A 22,321-nucleotide genomic window follows, 5' to 3' on the forward strand; every position below is an offset into this window, starting at 1 on the left:
GATCTCCACACATGAGTGTCGCCGATCGACTGGACCGACTGCAGCGCAGGCGTCCGGCTCTCGGATATCCCATTGCTGTGGTGTACAAATTCGTCGACGATCAGGGCGGATATCTTGCCGCCCTGATCACCTACTACGCCTTTGTCTCGCTGTTTCCGGCGCTCCTGTTGTTCTCCACGGTTCTGGGCATCGTGTTGGTCGGTAGCCCGGAACTACAGCAGCAGATCCTCGACTCGGCGCTGGGACAGATTCCGGTGATCGGTGACGAACTCGGTCAGCCGGATCGAATCAGCGGCGGTGTCGTGGGCTTGGTCGTCGGTGGACTCGGATCCCTCTACGGCGGGCTCGGTGTGTCGGTGGCACTGCAGAACGCGACCAACACCGCGTGGTCCGTGCCCAAGAACGTGCGCCCCGACCCGATCCGCGCCCGCGTGCGCGGGTTGGGCCTGCTCGGTACTGTCGGAATCGCGACCCTGACGATCACGGCTGTCAATGTGCTCAGTGCAGCAGGATATTTCGGTCCCGAGGCCGGCCCGATCGTGTTCACCGTGGCCACCCTCCTGTACGTCGCGGTGTTCGTCGTTGCCTTCCGCTTGGCGACCGCCAGGCCATTGTCGGTCCGAGAAGTCCTGCCGGGTGCCATCGCGGCGGGCATCATCTGGCAACTGCTGCAGAGCTTCGGCAGCGTCTACGTGAAGTACGTGGTGAGCAATGCGACCGTCACCAACGGTGTGTTCGCCGTGGTACTCGGCCTGCTCGCCTTTCTGTATGTCACCTCGCTGTCCGTGGTGATGTGCATCGAAATCAACGTCGTTCGCGTCGATCGACTGTTCCCGCGAGCCCTGCTGGCACCCTTCACCGACGACGTGGAACTGACCGAGGGTGACAAGCTCACCTACACCGGACAGGCAGAAGCGCAGCGCAGCACCGCATTCGAGGAAATCGACGTCACGTTCGAGGACCCACCGAGTGTTCAGTCGGACTCCGACTCCGACTCCGAATCGGAAGCCGAAACACCGTAGAAGCGATCGATTCTCGTCTCCATCGGAAACCGCACGTCGGTGTCGCCGAACATCAATCGAGTGGCCGACAATGCAGCCGCGGCAACGGCTTCCGACACCCGGTCTGCATCGGCCTTCGGGCAGTGCACCACCACCTCGTCGTGCTGAAAGAACACCAGCTCGCCGGTGCCGGCTCCGATCTCGTCGCGCAACCGTCCGCGCAGATCCGCCAACAGACACAAGGCCCACTCCGCAGCGGTCGCCTGCACCACGAAGTTACGGGTGAACCGTCCGCGCGCGTGCGCGTCGCCGTTGGACCACCACTGCGCTGAGGGTGGTGGGCAGGCTCGCCCCAACCACGAGCGGACGACCTCACCCCGTTCGCCGGCGCGGGCGGCCTCTTCGACGAGTCCCACCGCACCGGGGAACCTGGCCCGCAGTCGTGTCAGCAGACCGCGAGCCTCACCCGACGTCGCGCCGTACAGAACTCCGAGAACAGCGACCTTGGCTTTGCCACGATCACCTTCGAACGATTCCGCGGCCACGGGTGCGTACAGATCGGCGGTGCCGGCAGCGGCAACCATGCGTGGGTCACCGGACATCGCCGCGAGAATGCGGGGTTCGAGTTGTCCGGCATCGGCGGCCACGAACGTATGTCCGGGATCGGCGATCACGCTGGCTCGCAACGGTTTCGGAATCTGGAGTCCGCCTCCGCCGCGGCTCGCCCACCGGCCCGAAACCACAGCACCGGGAACGTAGACCGGCCGGAACCGATCGCCTCGCACCCACGAGTCGAGCCAAGCCCACCCATTCGTGCTGTGCAATTTCGAGAGATCACGATGGCGCAACAGCAGGGGGACGGCGGGGTGATCGATCTCGCGGATGACGTGCGCGCGCGTGGAAGTCAGCTCGACGCCGGATCGGGCGAACGCGGCCACCACTTCCACCGGAGACGAAGGATTGACGCGTCGGCCGAACGCCGACGAGATCTCGCCTTCCAGCCCCACCAGAGCCGGGGGAAGCGATCCATCGACCGGGCGGGCGCCGAGCATCGACTCGAGATGACGCCGATGCGCCGCTGCCGAGAACGGCAATCCGTCGTGGGTCATCTCCGCGGCGGCCAGACCCCCGGCCGATTCCGCCGCCGCCAGCAGTTGCAGTGCGCGGTCGGCCCCGATGTCGTCGAATTGACGCCGGTACTCGGTGACCACCGCTGCCGGGTCGGACTCTGGATCCGCGTCGAACAGTCCGGGTCGCAGGTCTGCGGGTACGGACGGAGTGACTGCGGAGCCGGTTCGCATCGCCAGAATCGCACCGACGAGTGCGAGGTCGTGGCAACGGCTGACTCGTACCCCTCGTTCGAGGAGACGAGGATAGATCCGACCGGTGTCCTCCCATACCCATCTCGGGCGTTCGGACGCCTCGATATCGGCCACCGCTGCAGCCGGATCCTCCACCACGATGGGCGCGCGGCGGACCGAACAGTCGTCGTCGAGATACGTCAGTACCGCCTGCTCGCCGCGAGGAACGAGCACGACTTTCATCGGGCTGTGTGGCGTGTGTGAGCGGTCACGGAGACCCAGTCTGCTGCACGTGCGAGCCGAGGGTCAGGGCAGGCTCGTGCTTCGGCGACAGAGGCCGGTCGAGCGAGGGCAGCGCGCGACCGCGGCGCAGTTTTGGATGCTCTGAGCAGCCGATTTGGAGAATGGGTATGCACCTTTGATAGTCTCTATCCCGGCTCGAAACGCAGTGCACACCGATCGCGGTGAGCAGTTCGATTCAAGTCCATTGGGGTATGGTGTAATTGGCAACACAGCGGTTTCTGGTACCGCCATTCTAGGTTCGAGTCCTGGTACCCCAGCGAGCAGGTAGGGGCGATTTTGTCGCCGGTGCCGAGACAGTTAAGCTGATTCGGCACTCACAAGCTCGAAACAATGCAGGTGAAGTTCCTGGCCCCGTCGTCTAGCGGCCTAGGACGCCGCCCTCTCAAGGCGGTAGCGCGGGTTCGAATCCCGTCGGGGCTACAACCGACAACACCCTCTCGATCTTCGGATCGAGAGGGTGTTGTCGTTTCGGGCCGAGCGTCTCACACGCTCTTGCGGCGGAACATCTTCTGATGGTCGGCCGGTCCGTGGGCGTTGTTGACTTTCGGTCCACCGTCTTTGTGCTCGACGGAATTGTGGGCCTTGCTGTTCTTCTGCTCCAGGACCTCGCGGAACTTCTTCTTCAGTTCTTCACTGCCGGATTCGGGCATGGGGTGACTCCTCGCAGTCGACGACCGGCCGGTGAGGCCGTTCGAGACGAACGTACTCCTTTCTCGCCGCGCGTTCAGCCGGTTTTCGGGCGTCCGACCGGGGTCGGGGAGCATCGATCAGAGACGCTTGTGCAACGCGTCGGCTGCTGCGAGAAGATCCGCGGCCCAGCGCGCACCGGGCTTGCGTCCGATTCGGTCGATGGGTCCGGACACCGAGATCGCCGCCACCACAGTGTCGTTGCCGTCGCGAACCGGTGCCGCCACGCTTGCGACGCCTGGTTCGCGCTCGCCCGCGCTCTGCGCCCAGCCGCGGCGCCGTACCTCGATGAGTACGCGCTCGCCGAATTCTGCATCGGGCAGAACGGTTCTTTGGGTGTGCGAATCTGCCCACGCCAGAAGGACTTTGGCTCCGGAACCGGCCGTCATCGGCAATCGTGCGCCGACAAGCACTGTGTCGCGAAGACCTGTCGGGGGTTCCATGGACGCCACACAGACGCGCACCGTGCCCTCCCGTCGATAGATCTGCACACTTTCACCGGTGATTTCGCGCAGACGTGGGAGCACGGAAGCTGCTGCGTCGAGCAGTGCGTCGGACGCGCTCGCAGCGAGTTCTCCTAGGCCCGGCCCGGTGTGCCACAGGCCGTCGGCATCTCGTACGAGCAATCGGTGGGTCTCCAGTCCGACTGCGAGGCGGTGAGCGGTGGCGCGGGGTAGGTCCGTGCGCGCGCACAGATCACCGAGATTGCAGGGCTTCTCGGCCACTGCATGCAGCACCGCCATCGCCTTGTCGAGTACACCGATGCCACTCGCTTTGTCGACGAGGCCGCCCAGGCTATGCTGTCCCATAGAACGATATTAGCCTCCCGAATGCTGAGATTGCACAATTGTGAGATCTCTTGCGCGCCGAGAGGCATGATGTCGAGACGAGACGCACGGTGAACCAGCGACGTTCGCCGACGCGACGACAGAAAGACGAGGTCGACGACACCGATGTCCGAAACACCGAAGACTTTGGCCGAGAAGGTATGGGACCAGCACGTCGTGGTCCGAGGCGGAGGAGAAGGCGGCGCGCGTGAGCCGGACCTGATCTACATCGACCTTCACCTCGTGCACGAGGTGACCAGTCCTCAGGCGTTCGACGGTCTGCGATTGGCCGGCCGTGAGCTACGCCGCCCCGATCTGACGATCGCGACCGAGGATCACAATGTCCCCACGGCCGACATCTTCGCCCCCATCGCAGATCTCGTCTCGCGTACTCAGGTGGACACCCTTCGCCGAAACTGCGAGGAATTCGGAGTCCGGCTGTATCCGATGGGCGATCTCGATCAGGGCATCGTGCACATCATCGGGCCCCAGCTGGGTCTGACTCAGCCCGGGATGACCGTCGTGTGCGGAGACAGCCACACGTCGACGCACGGTGCCTTCGGCTCGATTGCGATGGGCATCGGCACCAGCGAGGTAGAGCACGTGATGGCAACGCAGACACTCTCTCTGCGTCCGTTCAAGACGATGGCGATCACCGTCGACGGCGAGCTCGCACCCGGCGTGACGAGCAAGGACCTGATCCTTGCTGTCATTGCCCAGATCGGTACCGGCGGTGGGCAGGGGTACGTCCTCGAGTACCGCGGTGAGGCTATCCGGAAGCTGTCGATGGAAGCGCGAATGACCATCTGCAACATGTCGATCGAAGCCGGGGCGAGGGCAGGCATGATCGCACCCGACGACATCACGTACGAATACCTGAAGGGGCGTCCGCACGCTCCGCAGGGAGCCGACTGGGACGCAGCAGTGGCGTCGTGGAACGAGCTGGCTACAGATCCGGATGCAGTGTTCGACAACGAGGTCCACATCGATGCCGATACGTTGACGCCGTTCGTCACCTGGGGCACGAATCCGGGTCAGGGTGCGCCGCTGGGAAGTACGGTGCCGGATCCGGAGGCGATGACCGACGAGGGTGAGCGGTTGTCGGCACAGAAGGCCCTGCAGTACATGGGTCTCGAGGCCGGCACACCGATCCGTGAGATCGCCGTCGACACCGTGTTCGTCGGTTCCTGCACCAACGGTCGGATCGAGGATCTGCGCGCCGTCGCGTCCGTTCTAGAGGGACACCGAGTTGCCGAGGGAGTGCGAATGTTGGTGGTGCCCGGCTCCATGCGGGTGCGAGCGCAGGCGGAGGAGGAAGGCCTCGGCGACATCTTCACTGCGGCAGGAGCCGAATGGCGTCAGGCCGGATGTTCGATGTGCCTCGGGATGAACCCGGACCAATTGGTGGCGGGTGAACGATCGGCATCGACCTCGAACCGTAATTTCGAGGGCAGGCAGGGCAAAGGCGGTCGTACTCATCTCGTCTCGCCACTGGTTGCAGCTGCGACCGCAATCCGCGGAACCCTTTCCTCTCCGGCGGATCTCGCGTAGAACGCGTCCCGCTCGGATCGATCGAACCCATTAGGAGAACATTCGATGGAAGCTTTCACCCGGCACACCGGTATCGGAGTTCCGCTCCGGCGCTCCAATGTCGACACCGATCAGATAATCCCCGCGGTCTATCTCAAGCGGGTGACGCGCACCGGATTCGAAGACGGGTTGTTCGCCGCATGGCGCTCGGACCCGAACTTCATCCTGAACCTGGAGCCGTACAACCGTGGCTCGGTACTCGTGGCCGGACCCGATTTCGGTACGGGATCGTCACGCGAACATGCCGTCTGGGCGCTGTCGGACTTCGGTTTCCGGGTTGTGATCGCGTCCCGGTTCGCCGACATCTTCCGTGGAAACTCGGGCAAAGCCGGGCTGCTGGCGGCCGAAGTGGAGCAGTCGGACGTCGAATTGCTGTGGAAAGCCTTAGAAGAACAGCCCGGTCTCGAACTAATTGTCGACCTCGTCGACAAGACCGTGACGGCTGGAACTTTGGTGGTGCGCTTCGCGATTGACGACTACACCCGGTGGCGTCTGCTGGAGGGTCTGGACGACATCGGATTGACATTACGCCAGGTAGAGGCCATTACGGAGTATGAAAAGTCAAGGCCTTCATACAAACCCCTGACCCTTCCAGCGCGGATCGAGACCCCGACCGAAAGCTGACCGGGTGGGGGTCCGACACGCTATGCGGCCCTGAATCATTCCGCGACGCCGAAATGAAAATTGGCGTGGCGCATAGACTCTTGACGACTTGGGGTTTACCGTTGTAGTAGTCGGTCCGACGATGGGCCACCATATAGCGGAGGAAATTCCATGAACAAGGCAGAGCTGATCGACGCCCTGACCGAGAAGTTGGGGTCTGACAGGCGGAGCGCCACAGAGGCTGTCGAGAACATCGTCGACACCATCGTGCGTGCAGTGCACCGCGGCGAAAGTGTCACGATCACAGGCTTCGGCGTGTTCGAGCAGCGTCGTCGCGCAGCCCGTGTTGCGCGCAACCCCCGCACCGGCGAGACCGTTCGCGTCAAGCCGACCAACGTTCCGGCATTCCGTCCGGGTGCACAGTTCAAGGCAGTCATCGCGGGCGGACAGAAGTTGCCTGCCACCGGGCCCGCCGTCAAGCGTGGTTCGGCAGCTGCTCCGGCCAAGAAGACTGCGGCTGCGAAGAAGACTGCTGCCAAGAAGGCAGCCGTGAAGACGACTGCCCGCAAGGCAACCACCGCTGCAGCCAAGAAGGCGGCACCGGCCAAGACTGCAGCCAAGAAGGCAGCTCCCGCGAAGACTGCAGCCAAGAAGGCAGCTCCCGCGAAGACCACGGCGCGTAAGACAGTTGCAAAGAAGGCTCCGGCCAAGACAACTGCTCGCAAGGCCGCAACGACGGCTGCGCCCGCCAAGAAGGCTCCGGCCAAGACGGCAGCCAAGAAGACCGTAGCCAAGAAGGCCCCGGCAAAGAAGGCTCCGGCCAAGAAGGCCCCCGCAAAGCGCGCAGCGAAGAAGTAGAGCCTGAAGGCTTCACATCTCGAACGAACGACAGCTGAGCCCCCGACTCGACATTCGAGTCGGGGGCTCAGCTGTCGTTCGGGTGCGTCCCTCAGACGCCGGTGACGAGGGTGGGCAGGGGGCTGGCGATGTGGTCGGCTGCAACGAGTCTGCCGTCGTGGCGAGAGAGCACCCAGACGCTGCCTTTGCGATTCCTGTTGGCCGGCAACGTAATTCCGTCTTTCTCGGCCCACCAGCGCATGAGGTCGGGGATCACCTTGCCCTGGCTGCACACCACGGGCGTGCCGGGCAGGTCGGCAATGTCGCGAGCGCGATGGCGCCCCTTGCGCGGGTCATCGGCGTATCCCTCCTCGGACAGCAGGTGCTCCGGGGTGATCTCCGTTCCCAACGATTCTGCGAACGGAGCCACCGTCTGAACGCACCGGGCACGGTCGGCCGAATACACCGCGTCGGCCCCGAATGCTCGAAGCAACGAGACCAGTGACTCGGACTGTCGTCGTCCGGTCTTGTCGAGCGGGCGATCGACGTCGTTGCCCTTGTACCGCGAACGCGAACCGGCGCTGCCGTGACGGACCAACAGGACCGTCGAGGTGTCGGCAGGTTTGGCCACGAACCGGCGAAGAATCTTGTGGTCCATGGGATACGAGAGTTCGCGACCGATATCCGCGGGTGCTATCCAGCGCACCTCGTCCACCTCCGCGTTGGGGACGAACTCGCCACCGGTTGCCTCCGCCGCCCAGTAGAGGACCTTCTTCATCCGGCGGTGGCCGGGGATCGGGTACGTGACGTAGGACAGCGACCGCCCCAGCCGCGAGTCGAATCCGGTCTCCTCCTTGACTTCTCGGACTGCCGCGTCGACAGCGGTCTCACCGGGATCGAGCTTTCCCTTGGGGAACGACCAGTCGTCGTACTTCGGCCTGTGGACCAACGCGATCTCGACGGCACCGTCGCTGTGCGGTGATCGTCGCCACAGAACGGAGCCGGCCGCAAAGATGTTGGCACGAGGGGAGCCATCGGACGTTCCCATCAGGACGCCTGATTCCTCCGGCTACGCATCAACTCCACCTGATGCTCACGGACTGTCTCACCCTGCGCCGGCGAGGCGACCCAACCGCCGTCCGGTCCCAACTCCCAGCAGCGAGTGGTGGGGTCGAGGGCGGAATCGAAGATATCACCGAGCTGGTTCGCCAGTCGCGAATCCTTGACCTGAGCCATTACCTCGACTCGGCGATCGAGGTTGCGGTGCATCATGTCCGCGCTGCCGATCCAGAACTCGTCGGCACCCTGGAAATGCAGAACTCGCGAGTGTTCGAGGAATCTGCCCAGGATGGAGCGAACCTCGATGTTCTCCGACAGTCCCGGAACGCCCGGCTTGAGCGCGCAGATACCGCGCACCACCACCTTGACCGGAACGCCCGCGATGGACGCGCGGTACAGCGCATCGATGACCTGCTCGTCGACCAACGCGTTCGCCTTGAGGCGAATCCCCGCCGCACGCCCCGCCTTGAGGTGTTCGACCTCGGCCTCGATGCGCTCGACGATGCCGCGGCGCACTCCGTACGGTGCCACGAGAAGGTTGCGGTACTTGGACTTTCGTGAGTAACCGGTGAGCGAGTTGAACAGGTCGGTGAGGTCGGCACCGATTTCCGGGGACGACGTGAACAGACCGACATCCTCGTAGATGCGTGCCGTCTTGGGGTTGTAGTTGCCGGTTCCGATGTGGCAGTACCGGCGAATCACCGACCCTTCGCGGCGTACCACGAGACAGGTCTTGCAGTGCGTCTTGAGGCCGACGAGGCCGTACACCACGTGTACGCCTGCCTTTTCCAGTTTGCGCGCCCACTCGATGTTGGCCTGCTCGTCGAAACGTGCCTTGATTTCGACCAGTGCAACCACCTGTTTGCCGGCACCTGCTGCATCGACGAGCGCATTGACGATCGGGGAATCTCCCGACGTGCGATACAGCGTCTGCTTGATGGCGAGCACCTGCGGGTCGGCCGCCGCTTGCTCGATGAAGCGTTGAACGCTGGTGGAGAACGAATTGTACGGATGATGCACCAGGACATCGCCGTCGCGCAGCGTCGAGAAGACACTCTTGGGGGTCTCGCGCTCGCCGAACGCAGCGTGGGTCGCCGGAACGAAGGGTGCGTCCTTCAGATTGGGACGGTCGACGCTGTAGACCTGCCACAGGCACGACAGGTCGAGCAGTCCGGGTACCTGGATGACGTCACCGGGATCGACATCGAGTTCACGGAGCAGCAATTCGAGCATGTGCTCGGTCATGTCGTCGGCGATCTCGAGACGAACCGGTGAGCCGAAACGCCTGCGGGCCAGCTCGCGCTCGAGCGCCTGCAGCAGATCCTCGTCCCGGTCTTCCTCGACCTCGAAATCTGCGTTGCGCGTGATGCGGAAGGCGTGCGACTCGACGACCTGCATGCCGGGGAAGAGTACGTCGAGGTGCGCCGAGATCAACTCCTCCATCGACAGAAAGGCGTCGATGCGGTGCGAGCCTTCGCCGCGCTTGACCCGCACGAAGCGATCGACGTTGTCGGGAACCTTCACGCGCGCGAAATGCTCACCCGTTGTGGAGTAATCCTTCACCGTCACAGCGAGATTGAGACTCAGGCCACTGATGTAAGGGAACGGGTGCGCGGGGTCGACGGCCAGTGGCGTGAGTACTGGAAAGACCTGTTCGGTGAAGTACTCCGAGAGTCGGACGCGTTCGTCGCTGTCCAGATCCGACCACCGGATGATCGCGATGCCCTCGGCGGTGAGCTCCGGCAGGATCGAATCCAGCAGCACTCGCGCATGTTTGAGCGCCAGCTCCTGGGTGCGTTCGCCGATCACCGCGAGCTGCTCGCGCGGAGTCATACCGTCGGCCGATCGAACGGATAGACCGGTTTCGTCGCGACGTTTGAGACCGGCCACTCGAACCATGTAGAACTCGTCGAGGTTCGACGCGTAGATCGCGAGAAATTTCGCCCGTTCCAAGAGAGGGAGCGACGAGTCCTCTGCCAGAGCGAGAACACGTGAATTGAAGTCGAGCCAACTCAATTCCCGATTCAGATAGCGATTTTCGGGAAGCACAGTGGCGATGTCGACCGACTGCGGTGTGGCGGCCGGTAGCGCGGAGGGGATACTCGGCATCGTGGCTGCGATCGGAGCGCTCCATACCGCCTCCGAATCGGTACCCGACTCGTTCTCCGTCGACGGATCTTCGTTGGCCGGCTGCGTGTCGTCTGTGCTCACCGGACGATCATCCCTCATACCCGACGTGCGTGAAACACCGAAGGGCGAAACTCGGTCACGCAGTTGTCGCCGCTGCGTCGTCACTCCATCCGAGCGAACGCAGGACGGCAGCCGTTGCCGGTCCGACCCCGAGCCGGTGTGCACTGCGGACGTCCATCGCTGTGTCGACGTCGAGCCGTAGTCCCGGCCAGATGCCGTCGAGTTTCTGGGCGCCGGACTCGGCGTGGCGTCGGGCGGAGTCCACCCCGAACAGAGGTGCGAGCTCACCGGGGGAGTCCTTGAGGATCAGCGCGGCGGTACCGGTGCCGTGATGATCGACCACCAGTGCTCGGCCTCCGCGGCGCGCAAGAGCGTATGCCTGAGCGAGTTCGGATGGTCGCATGGACGGTAGATCGGCTTGCAGCGCGATGATGTCGACGCGGGAGGCGTCGTCGTACCCGCGTCCGTGACCGACGACCTCGTCGCGCCGCAACACGGCCGCTGCGGATTCGAAGGCGTGATTGAGGCGTGCGTCCGGTGGCAGTGCGGGATCGCCGAGCGGTTCGTCGAACACTCGCGCGCCGATTCTGCGGGCGGTCTCTGCTACGAGGGGATCGGGGGTGACCACCGTCACCGAGCCCACCACCGAAACGGCGGCTGCGGCGGCCACGGTGTCGCTGAGCATCGCGAGCACCAACCGTGTTCGCTCGGGACCCGAGAAGTCCGCCGACAACCGCGACTTCGCCGTCGCGAGATCCTTCACCGCGATGAGGACTGCGACGGCGCGGCGGGCAGGGTCGGACGATGCGGCCACTCGGTCGCCGTCGTCGGATCGTGTTGCACCCATGGTGCTCGATCCTGCCAGCGTCGCGGATCTGTGCCGACTCCGACCGCCCGAGCCGGTGTGCGCGTTAGGGTGATGCGCGCGAAGCACAAGGGCATCGGCACGCAGGTGAGGGGTTGGCGGCATGAGCAGAGCAGCGGTGATGGGTTCGGGTTCGTGGGGAACCGCGTTCGCCAAAGTATTGGCCGATGCCGGGACCGACGTCACGATGTGGGCCCGCCGTGAAGAGCTCGCGGCGTCGATCACCGACGACCACGAGAACAAGGACTACCTCCCGGGTATCGAACTACCCTCGTCGATTCGCGCAACCAGCGATCCCGCTCAGGCTCTCGACGGAGCCGACATCGTGGTGTTGGCTGTGCCGTCGCAGAGTCTGCGGGCGAACCTGGGGGAGTGGACCGGCTCGATCCCGCCGCACGCGACGCTGCTGTCCTTGGCCAAGGGAATCGAGACCGGCACGCTCATGCGCATGAGCCAGGTGATCGCTCAGGTCACCGGAGCAGATCCGAGTCGGGTGGCGTGTCTGTCCGGGCCCAACCTTGCGCGTCCGATCGCCGAGGGACAGCCCGCCGCGACCGTCATCGCCTGCTCGGACTCCCAGCGCGCCCTCGAGATCCAGAAGTCCTGTGCCACCGGTTACTTCCGGCCGTACACGAACTCGGATGTCATCGGTGCCGAGATCGGTGGAGCCTGCAAGAACGTCATCGCTCTCGCGTGTGGGATGGCCAGTGGCGTCGGATACGGCGAGAACACCCTCGCGTCGATCATGACCAGGGGGCTGGCCGAGATCATCCGTCTCGGCGTAGCACTCGGTGCCACGCCGTCGACATTGTCCGGTCTGGCCGGGGTGGGCGACCTCGTCGCCACGTGTTCTTCGCCTCTCTCACGCAACCGCACCTTCGGTGAGCGCCTCGGTTCCGGTGGCTCCCTCGAAAGCGCGCAGGAAGCAGCGCACGGACAGGTTGCCGAAGGTGTGAAGTCCTGCACCTCGGTGCGCGCACTCGCCGAAAGCTACGACGTGGAGATGCCGTTGACCGATGCGGTGCACCGGGTGTGTCACGGCGGCATGTCCGTTCCGGACGCGGTCGGTCACCTGTTGGGACGACGTATCAAGCCCGAGTGAGGCAGTGTTCGCGGCCTCGTCACCGACAGGGCGAATCCGCGCCGAGCAGGCAGCGACGGTACGGTTTCTCATCGTGAGTACTCCCCGCATCAAAGTCGCCGTCGTCTTCGGTGGCCGCAGCAGCGAGCACGCGGTGTCCTGTGTATCGGCAGGCAGCGTGCTGCAGAATCTCGATCCGTCCACGTACGAGGTGGTCCCCGTGGGCATCACTCCGGACGGTGCCTGGGTGCTCGGCTCCGCCGATCCCGGTGCACTGGCGATTCACGACCGCGTACTGCCGACCGTGGACAAGGCAGGTGCCGCACTGACCCTCAGTACCGACCCCGGCCACGCCGGGGCGCTCATCGCCCTCGGTGAGGGAGAGGGAGCGACGATTTTCACCTCTGTCGACGTGGTGTTCCCGGTACTGCACGGGCCGTACGGTGAGGACGGAACACTGCAGGGCCTGCTCGAGCTGGCGGGCGTCCCGTACGTGGGGCCAGGGGTGTTGGCCAGCGCGGCCGGTATGGACAAGGAATTCACCAAGAAGTTGCTCGGTGCAGAGGGGCTTCCGATCGGTCGCCAGGTGGTACTTCGCCGTGGCGTCGACGACATCACCGCTGGCGAGCGAGACCGAATAGGGTTGCCCGCGTTCGTGAAACCGGCCAGAGGCGGATCGTCGATCGGTATCTCCCGTATCACCGAGTGGGATCAACTGGACGCCGCGATAGCCGTCGCGCGTGAACACGACCCCAAAGTGATCGTCGAAGGAATGATCCACGGCCGTGAGGTCGAGTGCGGGGTCCTCGAATTCCCGGACGGCACGGTGCGCGCGAGCGCTGTTGCCGAGATCCGTATCCCGGACGCGGATGTCGACGACCACGCTTTCTATGATTTCGACACCAAATATCTCGACGACGTGAGCGAATTCGATATCCCGGCTGCACTCGACGATGCGACCAGCGACCGCATTCGCGAACTCGCCGTTGCCGCTTTTCGGGCGCTGGACTGTCAGGGACTGGCGCGTGTGGACTTCTTCGTCACCGAAGACGGGCCCGTCATCAACGAGATCAACACGATGCCCGGATTCACCTCCATCTCGATGTACCCCAAGATGTGGGCGGAATCCGGTGTCGATTATCCGACGCTGATCACCACTCTGATCGACACCGCACTCGCCCGCGGCACGGGCTTGCGTTAGCTCCTTCCGCTATTGCAAGGGAGCCGGATCGAGTGCTTGCTGGGGTAGTGCATTCGACACCGCCGTCGATGCATCCTGCAACGGTGTCGGACCGGAATCGCCCGGAATCGTCAGGGCGATGTAGACACCGCGATCGACGACGAACCATGTGCTGGCATCGATTCCGTCGTCTTCCCCGGATACCTCGAACCATTGGACACCGTTTATCACCTGCAGCGGTGCGGCCACATCGAAACCGATCGGACGGGGTAGCCCGCAGCGCAACACGACCGGCTCGGCGTTCTCCTCGGCCGAGACCCACGCGCGAACCCCGGCCGGCGCAGGGTCGGCCAACTCGGCTGCGGTGTAGTCGCCCAGATCCGCGGGCAGGGCGTCGAGTAACGACGTGCATTGCGCACTCGTGGCGTCGGGGGAGTCGACCGGGCCCAACGCGACCGGATCCTGGACCGGCGAACGGTTCACCGCGATAGCGGCGACCAGAACTCCGACCACCAGCGCAACCGGCAACGCGATCGCGGTCGCGATCACGGCGGGGTGTCGTTGTTCGCGAGTGCCGTCGGTGTCGTTCTTGTCGTTCTTGGCGTCGTGGGCGTCGTTGCCGGCGTCGGTCGAGTTCACTGGCTATCCGACCGCCGAGGTCGGCTGTGGTGCGACGGGACAGGTGAGAGTACGAGTGATGGCGTCCACCTTCTGGATGCGGGAGACGATCTCGGCGACCTCGGCGTCGGATGCACCGTCGGCGCGCACGATGACGTCGTAGGGCCCGACGACAGCCTCGGCGGAGACCACTCCGTCGACGGCCTCGATCTGCTGCGCGACGGCCCTCGCCCGGCCCACCTCGGTCTGAACGAGGACGAATGCTTGCACCATCGGTGTTCCCTTTCGCTGCCGGACTTCTCGACTGTAAATTGGGTCGACTACGTTCTCAGTGCACACAACCTGCAGCGTCGGTGCTGTCCCGGCCGCCTCTGAAAGGTACCGCAGGCGGGCCATGCGCTCCGCGCGAGTCCGTCGCGCACCCACCGCGTTCTCGAGGAGGATCATCATCGACGACCCCGGCACCGAGTCGGACATGGACGACGAACGGACCGTCGCGCAGCTCGGCGAATTCGAGATCATCTCTCGCGCCGTCGCAGACCGCGTGCAACCTCCGTCGACGATCGTCGGGCCCGGTGACGACGCCGCCGTCGTCGCCGCGCCCGACGGAAGAATTGCGGCATCGACCGATATGTTGGTGCACGGCAGGCATTTTCGGCTGGACTGGTCCACTCCTGTGCAGATCGGCCGCAAGGCGATCGCGCAGAACGGCGCGGACATCGCCGCGATGGGTGCCCGGTGCTCGGGCTTTCTCGTCTCTCTCGGATGTCCGGCCGACACGCCGGTGCGGGTGACCGACGGTCTCAACGAGGGCATGTGGCTCGAGGCGGTGGCCGCGGGATCGGCGATCGTGGGTGGTGATGTGGTTCAGTCACCGGAGCTGGTGATATCGGTCACCGCATTCGGTGATCTACAGGGCAGGGCGCCGGTGTTGCGATCGGGCGCGCGTGTCGGTGACCTGATCGCCTACGCGGGGCGGCTCGGCTGGTCGGCAGCCGGATTGGCTCTACTGCGTGCGGACACGGACAGAACGGGCCACGACGCCGTGCTCGATGCACACCGGGTTCCCGTGCCGCCCTACCTCTCCGGGGTGGGGGCGGCCGAGGCCGGTGCGACGTCGCTCACCGACGTCTCCGATGGATTGCTGTCCGACCTGGGGCACATAGCCGATGCTTCGGACGTCGGAATGGATGTCGATTCCGGTCGGTTGGATGTTCCCTCCGAATTGCGTTCGGCAGCAACCGCACTGGGAGTCGACCCGCTGGATTGGGTACTCACCGGCGGTGAAGATCATGCTCTGGTCGGCACATTCGGCGATCACAGCGCCGTGCCGGCGGATTGGACGGTGATCGGGCGTGTCGAGCACCTCGGTGACGACCGAGCGAGTCGAGTGACCGTCGACGGCCGCGTCCATTCGGGTAGATCGGGGTGGACGAGCTTCGAGGGGGAGTGAACGCGGCCGACGTCCGATGGAGTCGGCTAAGTTGCTGAGATGGCTATCTACGCACTCGGTGATCGTGAACCCGACATTCATCCCGACGCCTACGTCCACCCGGACGCGGTCGTCATCGGGGCGGTGACCCTGGCGGCCGGATCCTCGGTGTGGCCCACCGCTGTTCTGCGGGCCGATTACGGCACCATCTCCATCGGTGCGGGGACCAACGTGCAGGACGGCACCGTGGTGCACTGCACACCGATCGACGCGACGGTGATCGGATCCGGATGCGTGCTCGGGCACAACGCACACGTCGAGGGCGCGACCATCGGAGACAACTGCCTCATCGCCTCGGGCTCGGTGGTGTTGAACGGGTCCAAGATCGGAGCAGGCTCGATCGTCGGCGCAGGAGCGGTGGTGCCGTTCAAGTTCGTCGTCCCCGAACGTTCCATGGCGCTGGGCGTTCCCGCGAAGATCCGGGAGGGCTACCAGGTCCCCGAGGGACACGTCGACATCAACGTGCAGATGTACTCGGCCAACGCCGCGTACTACCGCGACGCGCTGCGCCGGATCGACCGATGACGCCCCGGCCGCTCGCCGAGAGCGTCGAATCGGGGTGGGCGGACGCCCTTGCTCCTGTCGAGTCGAATGTTGCTGCGATGGGCGACTTTCTACGCCGAGAGCTTGCCGCCGGTCGGCACTACCTGCCTGCGGGTGAGAACGTTCTGCGCGCATTTAGCTACCCGTTCGACCGAGTGCGGGTCCTTATCGTCGGTCAGGATCCGTATCCGACACCGGGACATGCAGTGGGACTGAGCTTTTCCGTTGCACCGGAAGTGAAGCCCGTGCCGCGCAGTTTGAGTAACATCTTCAAGGAGTACTCCGACGACCTGGGGTTACCCACGCCGAGCAATGGTGATCTCACACCCTGGTCGGACCGTGGCGTGATGTTGCTCAACCGAGTGCTCACCGTCGAACCAGGGCAGGCCGCATCGCACCGAAAGAAGGGGTGGGAAGCGGTCACGGAACAGGCGATTCGGGCTCTCGTCGCCCGAGCCGAGAATTCCGACGCGCCGGGTCTGGTCGCAATCCTGTGGGGACGCGACGCGGCGACTCTGAAGCCGATGCTCGGATCTGTTCCCTACATCGAATCTGCGCATCCTTCACCCCTGTCCGCGTCGCGAGGGTTCTTCGGATCCAAGCCTTTCAGCCGTGTGAACGAGTTGTTGGTCGAAGGCGGGGACGAACCGATCGACTGGACATTGCCCTGATCGGACGCTGCCCTGATCGGACGCTGCCGTGATCGGATCAGGAGAAATCCGGACGACGCTTCTCCACGAACGCGTCGACGCCTTCTCGTCCGGCCGGTGACGATGCCGCCGCCGAGATCGACGCGGCTTCTGCATCCAACTGCTGTGCCAGACTTGAGGATTCGGAGGCCTGCAGTAGTGATTTGATGCCCCGGTATGCCGACGTCGGCCCGACGGCAAGGGTACGTGCGAGGCGCTCGGCCTCGTTGTCGACGATGTCGTCACCCACCAGTCGGCTGAGAATCCCGAGACGGACTGCCTCCTCTCCGTTGATGATCGAGTCGTTCAGCAAGATGTCCATCGCGCGGCCCGAACCGACGATGCGGGGGAGTGTCCAGGACATTCCCCCGTCCGGAGTGAAGCCGATCGAGGGATACGCGGGTCGGAGCTTGGTGGACGGTCCGCCGATGGCGATATCCGTCAGACACACCAGGCTCATGCCCGCCCCTGCCGCCCATCCGTGTACCCCGGCGACGATCGGCACGGTCACGGCGTCGAGTTCACGAACGAACGCATGAAATGCGTCTGCGACGGAACCGACGAAGGCGCTGCGATCGGCCGCACCGGCGAAATCGCGCACGTTGCCACCGGCGCAGAAATTGGGCCCACGACCGATCAGCAGGACGCTTCCGATCGCAGTCGAGCCGGCGTTGACGGAGCGGAGGGTCGACGTGCCCTCCTCGATGCCCTGGAGATCGAGCGAGGCACCGCCGGCCTCGGTGGCGACGACGATGCGCAGCACGCCGTCTTCGATGCTGACCTTGCTTGAAATGTCGGTATCCGTAGTGCTCACCCAGGGAACCCTATAGGACGTCCGACTATCAGTCGCGCACATGACTGTGCCCCGCCTCCGAATACGGGGGCGGGGCACAGATCTCGCACGCAGTCGAGGCCGTGGAGGAAAACGAAGAGCGAGGCTCGAATCAGCCCCGGACCACCTTGCCTGCCTTCAAGCAGGAGGTGCACACGTTCATGCGCTTGGAGTTACCAGGCGCAACCTGAGCGTGAACGGTCTGGATATTCGGGTTCCAACGACGGTTGGTCCGTCGGTGCGAGTGCGAGACCGACTTACCGAAGCCGGGCCCCTTGGCGCATACGTCGCAGACGGCAGCCATAGTCGCGAACTCCTTGATAGATGTTGATCGATACATGTGGTCGAAGACATCGAAACGAACTACGAGCAGATGCAAGGATTGCAATGCGTGAAGATCGCCTCGAGGCAACCCTGCAAGAATAGCGGCGCAGCACGCAAACACCAAACTGCCACCGCAGACGCTGCTGTGGGCTCACCGACGTTCCTGCCCGACTAAGCTTCGGGCACTGTCCGCGACCGGAGTACGGACAGGGTAGCGATGCAACGTGGGGGAGGCTGCTCGACGTGGTCGACGTTCTCGATTCGATCGACGCCGCGGCCCTGCGACGGTGGGCCTACCGGTGCGTCGACTCGCTCACTGCTCGGTGCGACGAGATCAATGCGCTCAATGTGTTTCCGATCCCCGACTCGGACACCGGGACCAACCTGATGTTCACCTTCCGGGCTGCGGTGGAGTCGATGCGAGAGGCTGGACCGGCCGCGGACACCCGCGCTGTCGGGCGTGCACTGGCCGTCGGCGCGGTAGCGGGTGCCCGTGGTAACTCGGGGGTGATCGTCTCCCAATTGCTGCGCGCGGTTGCCGAAGCCGCAGCCGACGGCCCGTTGGACACCGTCTCGATCCAGGCGATGCTGCGACGCGCGCAGGTGCTGGTCTCGGATGCGGTCAGTGTTCCCGTCGAGGGCACGATGCTCACCGTGCTCGCTGCGGCCGACCGCGATGCCGCGGCGCACGACGCCAATGTCGGCCTCTCGACGCTGGTGATCGACATTGCCGAGGCCACTGCTCGCGCGCTCGACAGCACGACCGACCAACTCGTCGAACTTCGCGAGGCCGGGGTCGTGGATGCTGGAGCGCTCGGGCTGTCGGTCGTTTTCGATGCGCTGGTCGAAGTGGTGACCGGCCGAATCCCGCCGCGCAGGCGTTACCGCCGCCCGCGAGATCGTGAACGAATACCGGTGGGCGACGGGTCGAGCGCGTCCACCGACTGTGCCGGAACAGCCGGGCCGACGATGGTGTCCACACACGGCCGGCCGTTGGGGTACGAGGTGGTCTACGTCGTCCACGGAATCGACGACGCGCAGGCGACCGAACTCCGCGCGGGGCTGTCCGATCTCGGCGACTCGGTAGTGGTGGCCGGTGACGGATCAGGGGCCTGGTCTGCGCACGTCCACACTGCGGATCCCGGTGCTGCCGTCGAATGCGGCATCGGCACCGGAAGCGTTCGCGGGGTGCGCATCTCGTGCTTCGGATTTGCCGAGTCTGGTGCTGAGGTCGGCGTCGATGCACGCCGCGGACCTGCACTGTCGGTCGGACGAGATATTTTGGCGCTGGTGGCCGGTGACGGTGCCGCGGATCTCTACGTTCAGGAAGGCGCGACGGTGGTGCGGTGCGACGAGCCGATCGACTCCTCGGTCCTGCTGCGGGCGATCGTCGCAGCCAAGCATCGCGAGGTCCTGGTGATACCGAACGGGGCGTTGTCCGCACAGGAACTGGTTGCCGTCGGTGCCGCAGCCCGAGCCGACGGCAAGGACGTGATGATGCTGCCCTGCTCGGCGATGGTTCAGGGATTGGCTGCGCTCGCGGTGCACGATGCCGCGAGGGCTGCGGTCGACGATGCGTTCACGATGTCCGAGGCGGCCGCGGGAACCAGGTGGGGTTCACTACGCATCGCGCAGGAACGGTCGCTCACCTGGGTCGGTATGTGCGAGCCGGGCGACAGCATCGGTCTGGCAGGGCAGGAGGTGGTGATCGTCGCCGCGCATCCGCTCGACGCGGGGTGCCGGCTCATCGATCAGCTTCTGGCCACCGGCGGAGAGATGGTGACGGTGCTCGTCGGGGATCGGGCTTCGGAGGACTTCGGTGCTCGGTTGGCCGAGTACGTCGCGGGTGCGCATCCAGGGGTCGACGTGGTGGTCTACGCAGGTGGGCAGCCCGGAGATCTCGTGCAACTCGGAGTGGAATAGGGAATTTCGGATATGGCAACGCTGGTGGATCGGCTCGATGACGTACTCGGAGCAGCGGCGGCGACCCCGCTCGCAGACACCTTCGGTATTCATACCGTCGAGGATCTGTTGCGGCACTACCCACATCGCTACATGACGCACGGTTCCGAGCTCGGCGAGAGCGAGCCCCCCGAGGGCGAGCACATCACCATCGTCGCCACGGTCGAGTCGGCGACGCTGCGCTCGATGAAGAACCGCAACGGCCAATTCCTCGCAGTCACGCTTGCCGCCGACGGCCAGCGGATCGAGGCCACCTTCTTCAGCCCGCACAAGCTCAAACACGTGGTTGTACCGGGTCGGCGGGGAATGTTCTCCGGCAAGGTGAAGTACTTCGGCAAACGGTGGAATCTCACCCACCCCAGCTACGTCATCCTGGGCGGAGACGACAACGACGGAGCCGTCGTGCCCGCGGGTCGCATCGTCGGGGGTGGAACTCTGGCCGGTCTGGCCCGCGGTGCGGTCGACTCCTCGGGGTCCGTCGACATGTCGGTGTTCGATCGGGCGTTCGTTCCCATCTATGCGGCCACCAAGGACGTCGAGAGTTGGACGTTCATGCGGTGCGTCCGGCAGGTTCTCGACCAACTCGACGACGTGACCGATCCGCTGCCCGAAGCGGTGCGACGAGAACGTGGACTCGTCGACATCGACACCGCACTGCGGTCGGTGCATTTCCCCGACACTGCGCAGGACAAGGACTCCGCCCGCGAGCGGCTCAAGTTCGACGAGGCTCTCGCCGTACAGCTCGTCCTCGCGGACCGTCGGCGAGACGCATCCACCCGCGTGGCCGCGCGATGCCCGCCGATCACCGACGGCATCGCCGTCGAGTTCGATCGCCGGCTGCCATTCGAATTGACGGCAGGTCAGCGCGACGTCGCAGCCGAGATCGCCAACGATCTGTCGGCACCACAGCCGATGTCGAGGCTGCTGCAGGGCGAGGTCGGCTCGGGCAAGACCATCGTCGCGTTGCGGGCGATGCTGCAGGTGATCGATGCCGGTCATCAGTGTGCGCTGCTGGCACCCACCGAGGTGCTCGCCTCTCAGCATGCGCGGTCGATCAGGTCGATGCTCGGCAGTCTTGCCGCCGGTGGTGAGCTCGGATCGCACGAGCTCGCGACCAAGGTCGCTCTGCTGACCGGTTCGATGTCCACTGCGGCCAAGCGGTCCGCACTGCTCGACGCCGTGACCGGAGACGCCGGGATCGTGATCGGTACGCACGCCCTCATCGAGGATCGTGTGGAATTTCTCGATCTCGCGATGGTCGTCGTGGACGAACAACACCGATTCGGCGTCGAACAGCGAGATGCGTTGCGGGCCAAGGCTCGCGGCAACACCAGTCCGCACTTGCTCGTGATGACGGCAACACCGATTCCGCGCACCATCGCGATGTCGACGCTCGGCGACCTCGAAACGTCGGTACTGACGGAGCTTCCGCGCGGCCGGTCACCGATCATCAGCAACGTAGTACCTGCCAGAGCCAAGCCCACGTGGGTGGATCGAGCGTGGCAACGCATCCGTGAGGAAGTCGCTGCTGGACGTCAGGCATACGTGGTCTGCTCGAGGATCGGCGACGGCGACGACGCCGAGACGGGAAAGAAGAAGACGGCCTCGAAGTCCGACGACGGTCCCGAGACCACGGCCGCGGTGGACATGTACGACACCCTCCGGGCCGGCCCCATGCACGATCTCCGGGTCGGGTTGCTGCACGGGCGGCTCTCCGGTGACGACAAGGACATAACCATGTCCGAATTCAACGCCGGCGAGATCGACGTCCTCGTGTGTACGACGGTGGTCGAAGTGGGTGTCGACGTTCCCAATGCGACGGTCATGGTGATCATGGATGCCGACCGCTTCGGAGTCAGTCAGCTGCACCAGTTGCGTGGTCGCATCGGTCGAGGCGGGCACCAGGGTCTGTGCATCATGATCAGCTACCTCAGCCCCATGGGCGGTTCGTTTGCTCGGCTCGAGGCGGTGGCCGCGACCAACGACGGCTTCGAGCTGGCAAAGTTGGACCTCGCCACCCGGCGAGAGGGCGATGTACTCGGGGCCGCACAGTCCGGCACGGTCAGCGGACTTCGGCTGCTGTCGTTCATCGACGACGAGGACATCATCGCCGACGCGCAGGACTGCGCGCGGACGTTGTTCGCACGAGACCCGTCGTTGGCCAACGATCCTGGCATCGCGTCGATGATGCGGTCGGCTTGGCGATCCGACCGGGTCGACTACCTCCAGAAGTCCTGACCCACCTCGAAACCTCCACTGCACCGTTTCAGTCGACATAATCGAAGAATTCGTCCCGGATGGTGAGATCAGTACGCCTCGGAGGCCCATGCTGCCGGG

Annotated in this window: 21 protein-coding genes and 2 tRNA genes; 13 read left to right on the top strand and 10 right to left on the bottom strand. The window is 64.7% G+C overall.

The features are described 5' to 3' along the window. The first annotated feature begins 11 nt into the window (after positions 1-11). Positions 12-1,022, top strand: coding sequence for a YihY/virulence factor BrkB family protein (locus AC5WEY_RS12645; protein WP_057477577.1), 1,011 nt, complete (start codon positions 12-14; stop codon positions 1,020-1,022). Here AC5WEY_RS12645 and AC5WEY_RS12650 read toward each other — a convergent pair. Further along, positions 974-2,545 carry a bifunctional 3'-5' exonuclease/DNA polymerase gene (locus AC5WEY_RS12650; RefSeq protein ID WP_057477578.1) on the bottom strand — a complete coding sequence of 524 codons (1,572 nt, stop codon included), beginning with the start codon at positions 2,543-2,545 and terminating at the stop codon, positions 974-976. The two genes, AC5WEY_RS12645 and AC5WEY_RS12650, sit on opposite strands and share 49 nt — an antisense overlap. Positions 2,546-2,790: 245 nt before the next feature. On the opposite strand from AC5WEY_RS12650, the gene AC5WEY_RS12655 reads away from it, so the two are divergent. Next, positions 2,791-2,862 (top strand) — tRNA-Gln (locus AC5WEY_RS12655). Between the two features lie 90 nt (positions 2,863-2,952). Beyond that, positions 2,953-3,025 (top strand) — tRNA-Glu (locus tag AC5WEY_RS12660). Between the two features lie 62 nt (positions 3,026-3,087). Here the strand turns inward: AC5WEY_RS12660 and AC5WEY_RS12665 are convergent. Further along, positions 3,088-3,255 carry a DUF5302 domain-containing protein gene (locus tag AC5WEY_RS12665; RefSeq protein WP_162248334.1) on the bottom strand — a complete coding sequence of 56 codons (168 nt, stop codon included), beginning with the start codon at positions 3,253-3,255 and terminating at the stop codon, positions 3,088-3,090. A 117-nt stretch (positions 3,256-3,372) separates the two neighbouring features. Next, entirely contained in the window at positions 3,373-4,101 is a 729-nt protein-coding gene (locus AC5WEY_RS12670; protein WP_057477579.1) for an IclR family transcriptional regulator, read from the bottom strand. A 144-nt stretch (positions 4,102-4,245) separates the two neighbouring features. On the opposite strand from AC5WEY_RS12670, the gene leuC reads away from it, so the two are divergent. The 3 genes from leuC to AC5WEY_RS12685 all read left to right on the top strand — a co-directional run bounded on the left by leuC (position 4,246) and on the right by AC5WEY_RS12685 (position 7,170). Next, the gene (gene leuC, locus AC5WEY_RS12675) at positions 4,246-5,670 is read left to right on the top strand and encodes a 3-isopropylmalate dehydratase large subunit (RefSeq protein ID WP_057477580.1); all 1,425 of its coding nucleotides are present in this window, start codon (positions 4,246-4,248) and stop codon (positions 5,668-5,670) included. A 45-nt stretch (positions 5,671-5,715) separates the two neighbouring features. Continuing rightward, complete coding sequence (gene leuD, locus AC5WEY_RS12680; RefSeq protein ID WP_057477581.1) at positions 5,716-6,333, top strand: 3-isopropylmalate dehydratase small subunit; 618 nt, start codon at positions 5,716-5,718, stop codon at positions 6,331-6,333. Between the two features lie 150 nt (positions 6,334-6,483). Next, positions 6,484-7,170 carry an HU family DNA-binding protein gene (locus AC5WEY_RS12685; protein ID WP_032377009.1) on the top strand — a complete coding sequence of 229 codons (687 nt, stop codon included), beginning with the start codon at positions 6,484-6,486 and terminating at the stop codon, positions 7,168-7,170. A 91-nt stretch (positions 7,171-7,261) separates the two neighbouring features. Here AC5WEY_RS12685 and AC5WEY_RS12690 read toward each other — a convergent pair whose 3' ends face one another. The 3 genes from AC5WEY_RS12690 to cofC all read right to left on the bottom strand — a co-directional run bounded on the left by AC5WEY_RS12690 (position 7,262) and on the right by cofC (position 11,245). Then, positions 7,262-8,197 carry an NUDIX hydrolase gene (locus AC5WEY_RS12690; RefSeq protein ID WP_495646134.1) on the bottom strand — a complete coding sequence of 312 codons (936 nt, stop codon included), beginning with the start codon at positions 8,195-8,197 and terminating at the stop codon, positions 7,262-7,264. Further along, complete coding sequence (locus AC5WEY_RS12695; protein ID WP_495646553.1) at positions 8,197-10,317, bottom strand: RNA degradosome polyphosphate kinase; 2,121 nt, start codon at positions 10,315-10,317, stop codon at positions 8,197-8,199. The genes AC5WEY_RS12690 and AC5WEY_RS12695 overlap by 1 nt, the downstream gene beginning before the upstream one ends. Positions 10,318-10,474: 157 nt before the next feature. Continuing rightward, complete coding sequence (gene cofC / locus AC5WEY_RS12700) at positions 10,475-11,245, bottom strand: 2-phospho-L-lactate guanylyltransferase (RefSeq protein ID WP_082520976.1); 771 nt, start codon at positions 11,243-11,245, stop codon at positions 10,475-10,477. A 121-nt stretch (positions 11,246-11,366) separates the two neighbouring features. Here cofC and AC5WEY_RS12705 point away from each other — a divergent pair, with 121 nt between their 5' ends. Together AC5WEY_RS12705 and AC5WEY_RS12710 are read left to right on the top strand one after the other, a co-directional pair. After that, positions 11,367-12,365, top strand: coding sequence for an NAD(P)H-dependent glycerol-3-phosphate dehydrogenase (locus tag AC5WEY_RS12705; protein WP_057477584.1), 999 nt, complete (start codon positions 11,367-11,369; stop codon positions 12,363-12,365). A gap of 73 nt (positions 12,366-12,438) precedes the next feature. Continuing rightward, entirely contained in the window at positions 12,439-13,545 is a 1,107-nt protein-coding gene (locus tag AC5WEY_RS12710; protein WP_495646135.1) for a D-alanine--D-alanine ligase family protein, read from the top strand. A 9-nt stretch (positions 13,546-13,554) separates the two neighbouring features. Here AC5WEY_RS12710 and AC5WEY_RS12715 read toward each other — a convergent pair whose 3' ends face one another. Together AC5WEY_RS12715 and AC5WEY_RS12720 are read right to left on the bottom strand one after the other, a co-directional pair. After that, positions 13,555-14,163, bottom strand: coding sequence for a DUF3515 domain-containing protein (locus AC5WEY_RS12715; protein ID WP_057477585.1), 609 nt, complete (start codon positions 14,161-14,163; stop codon positions 13,555-13,557). Positions 14,164-14,166: 3 nt separating this feature from the next. Next, entirely contained in the window at positions 14,167-14,415 is a 249-nt protein-coding gene (locus tag AC5WEY_RS12720; RefSeq protein ID WP_057477770.1) for an Lrp/AsnC ligand binding domain-containing protein, read from the bottom strand. Positions 14,416-14,536: 121 nt separating this feature from the next. On the opposite strand from AC5WEY_RS12720, the gene AC5WEY_RS12725 reads away from it, so the two are divergent. Genes AC5WEY_RS12725 through AC5WEY_RS12735 form a run of 3 tightly spaced genes read left to right on the top strand, consistent with a single transcriptional unit; the run spans position 14,537 to position 16,848 of the window. Next, positions 14,537-15,595, top strand: coding sequence for a thiamine-phosphate kinase (locus AC5WEY_RS12725; protein ID WP_442970940.1), 1,059 nt, complete (start codon positions 14,537-14,539; stop codon positions 15,593-15,595). A gap of 39 nt (positions 15,596-15,634) precedes the next feature. Next, positions 15,635-16,159 (top strand): gamma carbonic anhydrase family protein, encoded by a 525-nt coding sequence (locus AC5WEY_RS12730; protein ID WP_057477587.1) that lies wholly within the window; start codon positions 15,635-15,637, stop codon positions 16,157-16,159. After that, entirely contained in the window at positions 16,156-16,848 is a 693-nt protein-coding gene (locus tag AC5WEY_RS12735; RefSeq protein WP_495646136.1) for a uracil-DNA glycosylase, read from the top strand. Before AC5WEY_RS12730 ends, AC5WEY_RS12735 begins: the two co-directional genes overlap by 4 nt. Positions 16,849-16,885: 37 nt before the next feature. On the opposite strand, the gene AC5WEY_RS12740 is transcribed toward AC5WEY_RS12735, so the two are convergent. After that, complete coding sequence (locus AC5WEY_RS12740; RefSeq protein ID WP_495646137.1) at positions 16,886-17,722, bottom strand: enoyl-CoA hydratase-related protein; 837 nt, start codon at positions 17,720-17,722, stop codon at positions 16,886-16,888. 88 nt (positions 17,723-17,810) lie between these two features. Continuing rightward, positions 17,811-18,002: a 50S ribosomal protein L28 gene (rpmB, locus tag AC5WEY_RS12745; RefSeq protein WP_008717389.1), complete on the bottom strand. Its 192-nt coding sequence runs from the start codon at positions 18,000-18,002 to the stop codon at positions 17,811-17,813. Positions 18,003-18,265: 263 nt separating this feature from the next. On the opposite strand from rpmB, the gene AC5WEY_RS12750 reads away from it, so the two are divergent. Together AC5WEY_RS12750 and recG are read left to right on the top strand one after the other, a co-directional pair. Then, positions 18,266-19,945: a DAK2 domain-containing protein gene (locus AC5WEY_RS12750; RefSeq protein WP_495646138.1), complete on the top strand. Its 1,680-nt coding sequence runs from the start codon at positions 18,266-18,268 to the stop codon at positions 19,943-19,945. A 12-nt stretch (positions 19,946-19,957) separates the two neighbouring features. Then, the gene (gene recG, locus AC5WEY_RS12755) at positions 19,958-22,222 is read left to right on the top strand and encodes an ATP-dependent DNA helicase RecG (protein ID WP_495646139.1); all 2,265 of its coding nucleotides are present in this window, start codon (positions 19,958-19,960) and stop codon (positions 22,220-22,222) included. Positions 22,223-22,321: the final 99 nt, after the last annotated feature.

It is taken from the genome of Rhodococcoides sp. S146-33 (assembly GCF_059489205.1).

Coding starts and splice junctions, on each gene's coding strand:
- AC5WEY_RS12645 (WP_057477577.1), top strand. CDS start 12: ATGAGTGTCGCCGATCGACTGGACCGACTGCAGCGCAGGCGTCCGGCT.
- AC5WEY_RS12650 (WP_057477578.1), bottom strand. CDS start 2,545: ATGAAAGTCGTGCTCGTTCCTCGCGGCGAGCAGGCGGTACTGACGTAT.
- AC5WEY_RS12665 (WP_162248334.1), bottom strand. CDS start 3,255: ATGCCCGAATCCGGCAGTGAAGAACTGAAGAAGAAGTTCCGCGAGGTC.
- AC5WEY_RS12670 (WP_057477579.1), bottom strand. CDS start 4,101: ATGGGACAGCATAGCCTGGGCGGCCTCGTCGACAAAGCGAGTGGCATC.
- leuC (WP_057477580.1), top strand. CDS start 4,246: ATGTCCGAAACACCGAAGACTTTGGCCGAGAAGGTATGGGACCAGCAC.
- leuD (WP_057477581.1), top strand. CDS start 5,716: ATGGAAGCTTTCACCCGGCACACCGGTATCGGAGTTCCGCTCCGGCGC.
- AC5WEY_RS12685 (WP_032377009.1), top strand. CDS start 6,484: ATGAACAAGGCAGAGCTGATCGACGCCCTGACCGAGAAGTTGGGGTCT.
- AC5WEY_RS12690 (WP_495646134.1), bottom strand. CDS start 8,197: ATGGGAACGTCCGATGGCTCCCCTCGTGCCAACATCTTTGCGGCCGGC.
- AC5WEY_RS12695 (WP_495646553.1), bottom strand. CDS start 10,317: ATGCCGAGTATCCCCTCCGCGCTACCGGCCGCCACACCGCAGTCGGTC.
- cofC (WP_082520976.1), bottom strand. CDS start 11,245: ATGGGTGCAACACGATCCGACGACGGCGACCGAGTGGCCGCATCGTCC.
- AC5WEY_RS12705 (WP_057477584.1), top strand. CDS start 11,367: ATGAGCAGAGCAGCGGTGATGGGTTCGGGTTCGTGGGGAACCGCGTTC.
- AC5WEY_RS12720 (WP_057477770.1), bottom strand. CDS start 14,415: ATGGTGCAAGCATTCGTCCTCGTTCAGACCGAGGTGGGCCGGGCGAGG.
- AC5WEY_RS12725 (WP_442970940.1), top strand. CDS start 14,537: ATGCGCTCCGCGCGAGTCCGTCGCGCACCCACCGCGTTCTCGAGGAGG.
- AC5WEY_RS12730 (WP_057477587.1), top strand. CDS start 15,635: ATGGCTATCTACGCACTCGGTGATCGTGAACCCGACATTCATCCCGAC.
- AC5WEY_RS12735 (WP_495646136.1), top strand. CDS start 16,156: ATGACGCCCCGGCCGCTCGCCGAGAGCGTCGAATCGGGGTGGGCGGAC.
- AC5WEY_RS12740 (WP_495646137.1), bottom strand. CDS start 17,722: ATGTGCGCGACTGATAGTCGGACGTCCTATAGGGTTCCCTGGGTGAGC.
- rpmB (WP_008717389.1), bottom strand. CDS start 18,002: ATGGCTGCCGTCTGCGACGTATGCGCCAAGGGGCCCGGCTTCGGTAAG.
- recG (WP_495646139.1), top strand. CDS start 19,958: ATGGCAACGCTGGTGGATCGGCTCGATGACGTACTCGGAGCAGCGGCG.